Here is a 10,257-nt window from a genome sequence, read left to right on the forward strand (position 1 = left end):
TTGTCTCGCTGCGTATCACGTATACCTAATAACGGCGAGATGAAACTAAAGAAATGGATCGGTAAAGGACACTTGTACCTGGGGCTTGCCTCGGGGTTGATTGTATTTGTCCTGAGCGTCACGGGTTGTATTCTGGCTTTCGAGCAGGAAATCAAAAACCTCACGCAGCCGTACCGATTCACCGAAACGCCAGCACATGCCGAGTTGCTGCCCCCCTCTGTATTGCGTCAGAAAGCCGAGCAGGCTCTGCCCGGCAAAGCAGCCGATGGCGTTTTGTATGGCGTGCCGGGTCGCAGTGCCGAAGTGGGCTTCTATAATTTTGATCCGGAATATTACTACGTCGTTTACCTGAATCCTTATACGGGTGAAGTACTGCACGTCTGGAACGAAGACGATGACTTTTTTCACTTCATTCTGCACGGACATTATTACCTCTGGTTACCCGAAAAAATTGGTCAGCCGATTGCTGCTACGGGAACCGCTATTTTCTTGGTATTGCTCGTCAGTGGACTGGTTCTCTGGTGGCCGAAAAATAAAAGTGCGGCCAAACAGCGGTTCAGCATCAAGTGGGATGCGGCCTGGCGACGGAAAAACTACGATTTACACAACGTACTGGGTTTCTATATCCTGACCATCGGGATGGTATTCGCCATTACGGGTTTGGTCTGGGGATTTGAGTGGTTCTCGAACTCACTATACTGGGCTACGGGAGGAAAAGGATCGCCCGCTTACGTCATTCCCCCTTCTGATACGACAGCGATACAGACCGCTGCTTCGCCCATGCAGATTGTTGATCGTAGCTGGCGGAATTTGATGCAGAAACATCCCAATCAACAGGGTATTAATATTTCGTTTCCCGAAGGCAACGCGACGTCTATTTTCTCGTACGTCAACTTCCGGAATGGCACGTATTATAAAGTCGATTACCACTATTACGATCAGCATACGGGAAAGGAAATTCAGCATACTGGGCCGTATAGCGGCAATTATGCGGACGCTAATCTGGCCAATACCCTTCGCCGGATGAATTATGACCTGCACGTAGGGGCCATCTGGGGCTTGCCCGGAAAAATGCTGATGTTCTTTGCAAGTCTGATTTGTGCTACCTTACCCATCACCGGAACGCTGATCTGGTGGGGGCGACGCAAAAAAGCTCAACATCCGCATACGATGGCCACGCCAAAAGAACGTAGTAAAAACGTACGTCGTCCCGTCGTCGTGCGTAGCAAAGTAGTACGCGAATAAGTACTAGGTAGAGGGGAATGCGGTTATCCCATTTTATCATCTAAGCCTTGCAGGTTACTGATTCAATGTCAGTAACCTTTATTTTTTTGTGGGTTTGGGTTGGATACTGGTGCGGGTTTCCCAACCTTTACCTACCATCTGGCAGTTTCCAACTGCCTAGCTACATTGCGACGCATATACGTTTTCCCCGCATTTCATACGGGGCTACTCAAGTTGAACCCCTCCGGGGTTGGGATGACCTGCTAAGAATAGCAGCAAATTCCAAAATTGTACTCATCATCTAGCCATTTCCAAGGGTCTGGTTTACAAATAAGATTTCTATCTAATACAGACTAATTAATACTAGAGAAGCTCACAACTGGTGCAGACTTGCCAGCTTGTACCCATAACCGGGCAGCTTCTAACGGTCTAACTAAAAAAACATCCTTCCCTAACTTAGCTCGCCAACCCCGGAGGGGTTCAATTTAGTTAGCCCCGTATGCAATGCGGGGAATGCTCCAATCGCACACTCTATCTGAAGGGTTCAACGTGAATAACCTCCGTACAATACCGGGAAAACCACACCCCAGGCCCAACAAAATTTCACAACAATTCTACCAAGGTCTATTTTATTTTGATTAAGTCTTAATAAATTTGGACAACTAAGATTAGTGAAGGCTTTTGCCAACGATTCAGTCTTTTCTTCCCTCGTCAATCTTCCGATTAGCCATTGATTATGACTAAAAAATACACGTTCCGGAAACTGATTCATGTCATGCACCTGTGGGTAGGTTTACCCTGTACCCTCGTTTTGTTTGTCATGTGTTTGACAGGTACGATGTATGTGTTCAATCGCGAAATCACGCAGTGGGTTGATCAGGAAAAGTTTCACGTTGAGGTTCCGGCTCAGGGGAACGTACTGCCGCTGGCTCAACTCATGGCGGCGGTACAGCGGGAGAACAAAGAACTGCGAATTTCCGGTATACAGGTTCCCGAACGGGCCGACGAAGCCTGGACCTTCAGCCTGTTGAAAAAAGCCAAACCGGAAGCGAAGAAGGAAACCAAAGGAGCCGAGAAAGGCGAGAAGAAGGCACCCAAAAAAGAAAAGCCGACGAATCTGTTGGTAAATCCATACACCGGAACCATTCAGGGCAATGCTCAAACCCCAACAGCCAAATTTTTTGCGACGGTTCTGCAACTGCACCGCTGGCTGCTCATCGAAAATCACGACATCGGGGGAGCCATCACGGGTACGGCCGCGTTGGTCATGATTCTGCTCCAAATCACGGGTCTGCTCTTATGGTTACCGGCGAAACTCAGTAGCTGGAAAAAATGGAACGTCTGGAAACCCGGTTTCAATATCAAAATCGACGCCAGCAGCAAACGACTCAATTTCGATCTACACAAAACCTTGGGTTTTTACGCGTTCGTCTTCGTGACGATTATGGCTCTGACAGGCCCCGTTTTTGCCTGGGAATGGTATCGGACTAGCTACCGCCAGCTCATGGGCGTATTTACACCGAGAGAAGAGAAAGCCTTGGAGACCGATGCCAAAGGTCGCCAGCCGCTAGCTTTGGAAGCAATCATACGTCAAAGCAATCAGGTATTTCCGTACAGCGGCGTCCTGCGACTGACGCTGCCGAAAGATTCGATAGGGACCATCATCGCTCAAAAATCCCAAAATGGATTCTTTACTTCGGCGGGGGTAGATCGACTGACGCTCGATCCGTATACGGGGCAGGTATTAAAACTTGAACGCTTCGCGGATAAAACGCTGGGTGAGAAGATCGCCGTTTCGGCCAAGATTATCCACACGGGGGAACTCTATGGCACCTTCACAAAAATCCTGTATTTTCTGGCTTGTTTAATCGCCACCAGTCTGCCCATTACCGGTTTTCTGATCTGGTGGAAGCGGGGTAAGCCCGAAGCAGCTAAACCGATGGCTCGACCGGCAGGAACGGCTCGGGTTCGTCCGCGGGCGGTAGTTCAGGCCGTGCGGGAATAAAAAATCATTGTTTACTGAAAGCATCATCTGAAAAGGTGATGCTTTTTTCGTGGTCTGGTAACAGAGAATCAGATACATTCGTAGCTTCATTCTATACGTATTCCGTAATCAGTAAATGTCTTATGTGGCGATCTTTTCTATCGTACGGATTGGTACTGGGTCTGTTGCTAACCTTACTGGCCTGGAGTAAGTACCGCTGGCTCATGCTCGACCATACGACCGAAATCTACGTGCTGATACTGGCGGGTGTATTCATTGGGGTAGGCATTTGGGTGGGCTTACGCTGGACGGCTCCGCAGGTGATCGAAAAGGAAGTAATACAGGCTTACGAACCCCTTACGCGTCCAACCCCGGAACTACTGGAAAAGTACGGAATCAGTGTTCGTGAGTGGGAAGTGCTGATGCAGGTTTCAAAAGGATTAAGCAACGAAGAAATTGCGGAAAAGCTCTTTGTCTCGACGAATACCATCAAAACACATCTGGGGAATCTCTACGCCAAGCTGGACGTCAAGCGACGGACCCAGGCCATAGAAAAGGCCCGTTTGCTGGGATTACTCCAGGCCAGCACTCCCCCAAACGTATGATTTAGACAAAATCACCCGAAAGGATGAGCGGCCGATTCTTTTTCATTCCCAGGTTTGGGACAAAAACAAACCCTTGAAATGAAACGAACCATACTGGTTTTTGGGGCCATCGCTGGCGTAGTGGCGTCGCTCATGCTTGTGCTTTCCATGACAATGCTGAAAAGTCGCTCGACCTTTTTTTTCGAGTACGGCGAACTGTTTGGATACGCGTCGATGCTCCTGACGTTTTCCATGATTTTCATCGCCGTTAAAAGCTACCGGGATCGTTATTTAAACGGCTTTATTTCCTTTAAAGATGCCTTACTGCTGGGACTGGGTGTGGCTTTTACCGCTTCAACGATCTACGTCCTGGTTTGGGTGGTTTTTTACAAAACGCTCTTTCCTGATTTTCCTCAATTCTACCAGCAGTGCATGATCGAAAAACAGCAGGCTCAGGGAAAAACTGCCGCTGAACTGGCGGAGTCGCGGGAGCAGATGCAGGTCATGTTTTCGTATTATGACACGCTGGGAGGGTTAATCGCCATCACTTATATGGAGATACTTCCGGTGGGTTTGATCGTGGCCTTCTTTAGTGGATTAGTCCTCAAAAAACGTCCTTCTTTTAAAAGCTAACTTTTGGTTGTATGGGAAAAACAGATCCCCGCATTGATCTGTACCTGGATAATGCGGCTGATTTTGCCCAGCCCATTCTGGGCCATTTGCGGGAACTGATTCATACGGTTTGTCCCGATGTTCAGGAAACGATCAAGTGGGGTTCGCCCCATTTTGGCTACGCCAACGGTAACCTGTGCCTGATGGCCGCTTTTAAAAATCACGCTTCCTTTGGCTTCTGGCTGGGAGCGAAGATGGAAGACCCCGACGGAATTCTTACAATAAGCGGTGAGCAAACCGGCATGGGTCAGTTGGGGAAAGTACGTTCGCTAGCGGATCTTCCTTCTGACGAAGTGCTGACCCGCTATCTCAAGCAGGCGATGCAACTGGCCGAGCAGGGCGTTCGTCCTACGCCGAAGCGAGAGCAACAGCCTGTTCGTATTCCCGACTATTTTCAGGCGGAATTACAGAAAAACGAAGCGGCTCACCAGCAGTTTCAGAACTTTTCCCGAGCCTGCCAGCGTGAGTACGTGCTGTGGCTGGAAGAAGCGAAAACGGAAGGCACGCGTATCAAACGAATGGATCAGGCTCTGGAATGGATCGCCGAAGGAAAAATACGCAACTGGAAATACGTCAGGAAATCAAAATAGGGGAATCCGATAATGGATTCTGTTATCACTCAAGAATACGCTAAATCTAACTTAACGAATGCTTCGTCGCTTTTTTCTCCGTCAGTTGGGCGGAGCAAGCTTACTCAGTACGGTGTCTCCGCTGGAAACGCTGGCCGCCCCAAGCTCCGACCGGGCGTACTGGATCAGTATCCTGCAAAAACTATCGGAACCCCTGTTGACGGCTCTGGCCGAAGACCAGCTCAAAGTCCGGATGCCCGTGGAGTCGCGGCCCGGTCAGGAGGTCGACCGTCGTAAGTACTCGTACCTGGAGGCCCTGGGCCGGTTACTAGCGGGCATTGGTCCCTGGCTGGCTCTGGATACGGACGACGAAAAAACGATTCGGCAACGGTACTTCCAGCTGGCTCAGCGGGGGATTCAAAATGCGGTTAACCCCCAAGCCAAAGATTACATGAATTACAGTGAAGGCGGCCAGCCACTGGTTGACGCGGCTTTTCTGGCTCAGGGTTTGCTGCGTTGCCCGAAGTTATACCAAGCGTTACAGCCTTCGGTGCAGCAACAGCTTCTAGTGGCGTTTCGGAAGACACGGAACATTCGTCCCGGCTTTAGTAACTGGCTCTTGTTCAGTGCCATGATCGAAGTATTTTTTGCCAGTATCGGCGAAGAGTATGATAAAATGCGACTGGATTACGCCCTGCGTCAGCACGAACAGTGGTACAAGGGCGATGGTATCTTCGGCGATGGTCCGGATTTTCACTGGGATTACTACAACAGTTACGTCATCCAGCCTTTTATGGTGGATATTCTACGCTTCCTGCCCGATAAAAGTTACGATTTCTTGCGAACCCGGATGGATAAAATTGCTCCCCGGTATGCAGCCATTCAGGAACGATTGATCGCTTCGGATGGAAGTTTTCCGGTCATTGGCCGATCCATTTGTTACCGGGCCGGGGCTTTTCACCACCTGGCGAATACGGCGTTTTTACAGCAATTACCCTCGGAGATTGCTCCGGCTCAGGTACGGAGTGCTCTGACGGCGGTATTGCACAAAACCCTCGACAATCCGAAAAATTATGATTCGAAAGGCTGGCTTTACATTGGCCTGAATGGGCACCAGCCCGACCTTGGCGAAAGCTATATTTCGACGGGAAGTCTGTTCCTGACCGCAACAGCCCTACTTCCGCTGGGACTCCCCGCGACGGATGCCTTCTGGGCAAACCCAGCTACGGACTGGACCAGCCGCCGCATCTGGGAAAAAGGCGAAAACCTGCCGACGGATCACGCCGTGAAAGCTTAAATAAAATACGAGTACGTTCTGCCGAAAAGAACCCTGGAAGGGTTCCATCTGAATAGCCCTGGGTGCAACCCAGGGCTATTCAAAACCAGCTGGCTCAGCTTTTTATCGTACCATCGAAAACGAGCCAACCATGAAACGTGCCTTCGATCTAACGGAAATGCTGCAACGCATTGAAAAAGCCATTGCCCGGTACCCCAAAGCGGCCATGTTTGAACTGGCCGAGCGAGGCTATAATACGCTGTTTGAACAACTCATTTCCTGCATTATTTCCATTCGTACCCTCGACGAAACGACGATTCCGCTTTCCCTGAAACTCTTTGAGCGGGCCCGCACGCCACAGCAATTGCTGAACATTCCGATGGAAGAACTGGCGAACATGCTGGAAGGAAGTCAGTATCCCGGACAAAAAGCCGAGACCATGCGGACCATCGCCCAAACGGCTATCAGCCAGTACGGCGGCCAGTTACCCGCTAATTTCGACCAGCTAACGGCTCTCAAGGGCGTAGGTCCGAAGTGTGCGAATCTGGCGTTGGGCGTAGCCACGGGCGTGCCCGCCATCAGCGTGGATGTACACGTCCATCGGGTCGTGAACCGCTGGGGATTTGTGAAAACCACCACGCCTGAAAAAACGCTGAAAGTACTGGAAAACAAAGTTCCCGTACCCCAATGGATTGACATCAACCGCTTGTTGATGCCTTTTGGAAAACACGTTTGTACCGGAACGCTGCCCCGCTGCTCGACCTGTCCTGTTCTGGAGTTTTGTGAACAGGTCGATGTGACGAAACATCGGTAAAGTCGGTCGTTTGCTCCGGCAGAAGTCTTTTCTTTGTATTCTTTGATGAGCGAATGGGTATAAGGCTCCGGTTTTACTCTTCCTCTGCAGAGGCCCTCTCATGCTGGCTTGTGTGTGACCATTAAACGAATCCAATGAAAAAACTGCTGATACTCGCCTGCTTCCTGGTAAGCGGGATGACGTACGCCCAAACGAATCCTTATCCGCTGATTCCCTATCCGGCATCGCTGCAACCCAGCACCGGATTTTTTGAAGTGAATGCTTCCACGAGTCTGGTCGTTCCAGCCGATGCCTCGCTGCAACCGCAGGTAAATCAATTGAAATCGCTGCTGGGCATTACCCGTACTACGGCTGGATCAGGCAATCGGGTAATCCTGGGGTACGATGCTTCGTTGGGTAACGAGGAAGCGTACACGCTGGAAGTCAATGCTTCAATGATTAAATTATCGGGTAAAACCAATGCGGGAATCAATCGCGGGATACAAACGCTACGTCAGCTGGTGATGGCGGGTGCTGCGAAGAAAATTCCGGCGGTAACGATCAAAGACCAGCCCGCGTACGCCTGGCGGGGAATGCACCTGGATGTGTCTCGGCATTTTTTCACGCTGGAGTATCTGAAAAAATACGTCGATCAGTTAGCCTTCTACAAGTTCAACAAGTTTCACCTGCACCTGACCGACGATCAGGGTTGGCGGATTGAAATAAAAAAATACCCCTTACTAACGCAGGAAGGGGCCTGGCGGACGCTGAATAATCAGGATTCCACCTGTATCGCCCGCTCGAAAGACAATCCCGATTTTGTCATCGACCCTCGTTTCCTGAAAATGAAAGATGGCAAACAGGTGTACGGCGGTTTCTATACTCAAGAGCAAATCAAAGAGCTGGTCGCTTACGCGGCAGAGCGGTCCGTTGAAATCATTCCCGAAATCGATATGCCGGGCCACATGATGGCGGCTATCAAACAGTATCCGTTCCTGAGCTGTACCTCCGACGCGGGGTGGGGGAAGACCTTCTCCACGCCGATCTGTCCCTGTAACGAGCAGACGTATCAGTTTGCCGAAGACGTATTCAACGAAATATTCGCCCTTTTTCCCAGCAAATACGTCCATCTGGGAGCCGACGAAGTAGAGAAAACTACCTGGGCCAATTCCGAAGCCTGTAAGGCTTTGATGCAGAAAGAAGGCATCAAAAACGTGGAAGAATTGCAGAGTTATTTCGTGCACCGGATGCAGAAGTTTTTCGCTTCGAAGGGCAAACAGCTCATCGGCTGGGACGAAATTCTGGAAGGGGGCATCGACGCTTCGGCCATCGTGATGTACTGGCGTTCGTGGGTGAAAAAAGCACCTTATCAGGCCGCAAAAAACGGCAATGCCATTGTCATGACGCCCGTGAGTACCTTATATTTCGATAGTCCTCCGGGTATTCAGTCGGTATCGAACGTGTACAACTTGGAAGTGGTGCCCGAAGGCATTACGCCCGAACAGGCGAAGTTGTTCATGGGTGCTCAGGCGAACCTCTGGACGGAATTCATTCCCAGCGAAAACCGGGCCGAGTACATGTACATGCCGCGGATGACGGCTCTGTCGGAAGTAGTCTGGACGAACAAAAAGGATTTTGCTTCCTACGAGAAACGTCTGTTGCAGCATTATCCCATCATGGAAAAACACAACATTCACTACCGCTTACCCGACCTGACGGGCTTTACGGAGGAAAATGTGTTTGTTGATAAAGCGACGTTATCCATCAAAAAACCGTTGGAAAGTTATACGCTTCGGTACACGACGGACGGCTCGCTGCCCCAGAAAACCTCGCCTGAACTGGGCAAAGGACTGACGATCACCAAACCGCAAACGATCAAGGTGGCGGCCTTTACGTCTACGGGCTTACGCGGGGATATCTATACGCTGAAGTACCAGCAACAGGCGTACGCCAAGCCCGTTTCGGCTAACGGGAAAAAGCCGGGCTTGACGGGTAGCCTGTACAAGAAATTTTTCAAGATGACTACGCTGATGAAGCACGAAAAGGCAGATAGCACCTTTACGGTATCGAATGTCCTCGTGCCTAAAACGGTGACGGCTCCCAGCTTCGGTATTCAGTTCCGGGGCCTCATCAACGTACCCGAAACGGGCGTGTATAGTTTCTTCTATACCTGCGATGATGGAGGGATTCTTCGCATCGCCGACCGCATGGTGGTGGATAACGATGGGAACCATTTTCCCATCGAAAAAAGTGGACAGGTAGCTTTACAAAAGGGTGCTCATCCCTTTGAAGCCGATTTTATTGAAGGCGGCGGCGGTTTCACCCTTAAATTGAAATACAGCCTGAACGGTTCGGAACCGAAAGAGGTACCAGATGGCTGGTTTGTGCAGTAAACTATTCAGGAATTTAAAAAAGCTACACGATACAGATTGTGTAGCTTTTTTTATAAAGTTGGTATTTCAAGCTATGTGTTGTCAGGCCAACCCCTCTAACTGTTCAAACACCGGAACCAAAAGCTGACCTTTTTCCGTCAGGTACTATTCAATAGGCAGAGGTTTCTCTTGCATCGTAATCTTCTCTAGAATCTCTTCTTCTAATTCCCGCAAGGCTACCGCTAAAGACTGCTATAGAGGTGCCCTAGGAGATTGTGATGCTGCAAAAGAGCATTTGGTAAAGCTTAAATCAGTTAGAGATAACATATCATCTAATACCGCCTATACAGCTCAACAGATAGCAACGTCAACAGTTCAATTAAATCAAGTCATACAAAACATTGAATACTTAATTTCTATTAACTGCTCATGTAGTGTAAGTACTCCCGGGGGAAGGGTTGCTGCTCCTAATGAATCTAGAATCAATACACTTAATAATGCAACGACTGACAATACTTGTTCAGTAAGACTTGCTAGTATTAAAGATGGTTTAAATAACGTACTTTCGGAATTAGGCGGAATGCATATTTCATCTTCTTCTTTTTCAAGTATCAATTTGGCTTATACCTCGTTTGAATTCATTGGCTGGATTGACAAGCTTAAAAAGATTTATAAACTATATTCTAAATGCCAAGAGGCTTCATTTAGACTAATCGATGGGGCATTATACCAGAGTGCTTCTGGGACAATAATGTAGACCAGACTCCTTACTATACTCCTAAA

The 10,257-nt window shown here is 49.3% G+C and carries 8 protein-coding genes; all 8 read left to right on the plus strand.

What is annotated here, in order from left to right:
* Window positions 1-39: 39 nt before the first annotated feature.
* The 8 genes from BWI97_RS10175 to BWI97_RS10210 all read left to right on the plus strand — a co-directional run bounded on the left by BWI97_RS10175 (window position 40) and on the right by BWI97_RS10210 (window position 9,495).
* On the plus strand, window positions 40-1,245 hold the full coding sequence (locus BWI97_RS10175; RefSeq protein ID WP_102200925.1) for a PepSY domain-containing protein: 1,206 nt from the start codon (window positions 40-42) through the stop codon (window positions 1,243-1,245).
* A gap of 715 nt (window positions 1,246-1,960) precedes the next feature.
* Window positions 1,961-3,229, plus strand: a complete 1,269-nt coding sequence (locus BWI97_RS10180) for a PepSY domain-containing protein (RefSeq protein ID WP_102200926.1) — start codon at window positions 1,961-1,963, stop codon at window positions 3,227-3,229.
* A 122-nt stretch (window positions 3,230-3,351) separates the two neighbouring features.
* Entirely contained in the window at window positions 3,352-3,813 is a 462-nt protein-coding gene (locus BWI97_RS10185) for a response regulator transcription factor (protein WP_102200927.1), read from the plus strand.
* Between the two features lie 78 nt (window positions 3,814-3,891).
* Entirely contained in the window at window positions 3,892-4,425 is a 534-nt protein-coding gene (locus tag BWI97_RS10190; RefSeq protein WP_102200928.1) for a DUF4199 domain-containing protein, read from the plus strand.
* 11 nt (window positions 4,426-4,436) lie between these two features.
* The gene (locus tag BWI97_RS10195) at window positions 4,437-5,054 is read left to right on the plus strand and encodes a YdeI family protein (RefSeq protein ID WP_102200929.1); all 618 of its coding nucleotides are present in this window, start codon (window positions 4,437-4,439) and stop codon (window positions 5,052-5,054) included.
* A 58-nt stretch (window positions 5,055-5,112) separates the two neighbouring features.
* Window positions 5,113-6,330, plus strand: coding sequence for a DUF2264 domain-containing protein (locus BWI97_RS10200; protein ID WP_102200930.1), 1,218 nt, complete (start codon window positions 5,113-5,115; stop codon window positions 6,328-6,330).
* Window positions 6,331-6,460: 130 nt separating this feature from the next.
* Complete coding sequence (nth, locus tag BWI97_RS10205) at window positions 6,461-7,123, plus strand: endonuclease III (protein ID WP_102200931.1); 663 nt, start codon at window positions 6,461-6,463, stop codon at window positions 7,121-7,123.
* 134 nt (window positions 7,124-7,257) lie between these two features.
* The gene (locus BWI97_RS10210) at window positions 7,258-9,495 is read left to right on the plus strand and encodes a family 20 glycosylhydrolase (RefSeq protein ID WP_102200932.1); all 2,238 of its coding nucleotides are present in this window, start codon (window positions 7,258-7,260) and stop codon (window positions 9,493-9,495) included.
* Window positions 9,496-10,257: the final 762 nt, after the last annotated feature.

The sequence above is a fragment of the Siphonobacter sp. BAB-5405 genome, from assembly GCF_002872335.1.
Taxonomy (GTDB): domain Bacteria; phylum Bacteroidota; class Bacteroidia; order Cytophagales; family Spirosomataceae; genus Siphonobacter.

Bases quoted from the DNA above. Each gene is read 5' to 3' on its own strand.
- BWI97_RS10175 (WP_102200925.1), top strand. From the start codon at position 40: ATGAAACTAAAGAAATGGATCGGTAAAGGACACTTGTACCTGGGGCTT.
- BWI97_RS10180 (WP_102200926.1), top strand. From the start codon at position 1,961: ATGACTAAAAAATACACGTTCCGGAAACTGATTCATGTCATGCACCTG.
- BWI97_RS10185 (WP_102200927.1), top strand. From the start codon at position 3,352: ATGTGGCGATCTTTTCTATCGTACGGATTGGTACTGGGTCTGTTGCTA.
- BWI97_RS10190 (WP_102200928.1), top strand. From the start codon at position 3,892: ATGAAACGAACCATACTGGTTTTTGGGGCCATCGCTGGCGTAGTGGCG.
- BWI97_RS10195 (WP_102200929.1), top strand. From the start codon at position 4,437: ATGGGAAAAACAGATCCCCGCATTGATCTGTACCTGGATAATGCGGCT.
- BWI97_RS10200 (WP_102200930.1), top strand. From the start codon at position 5,113: ATGCTTCGTCGCTTTTTTCTCCGTCAGTTGGGCGGAGCAAGCTTACTC.
- nth (WP_102200931.1), top strand. From the start codon at position 6,461: ATGAAACGTGCCTTCGATCTAACGGAAATGCTGCAACGCATTGAAAAA.
- BWI97_RS10210 (WP_102200932.1), top strand. From the start codon at position 7,258: ATGAAAAAACTGCTGATACTCGCCTGCTTCCTGGTAAGCGGGATGACG.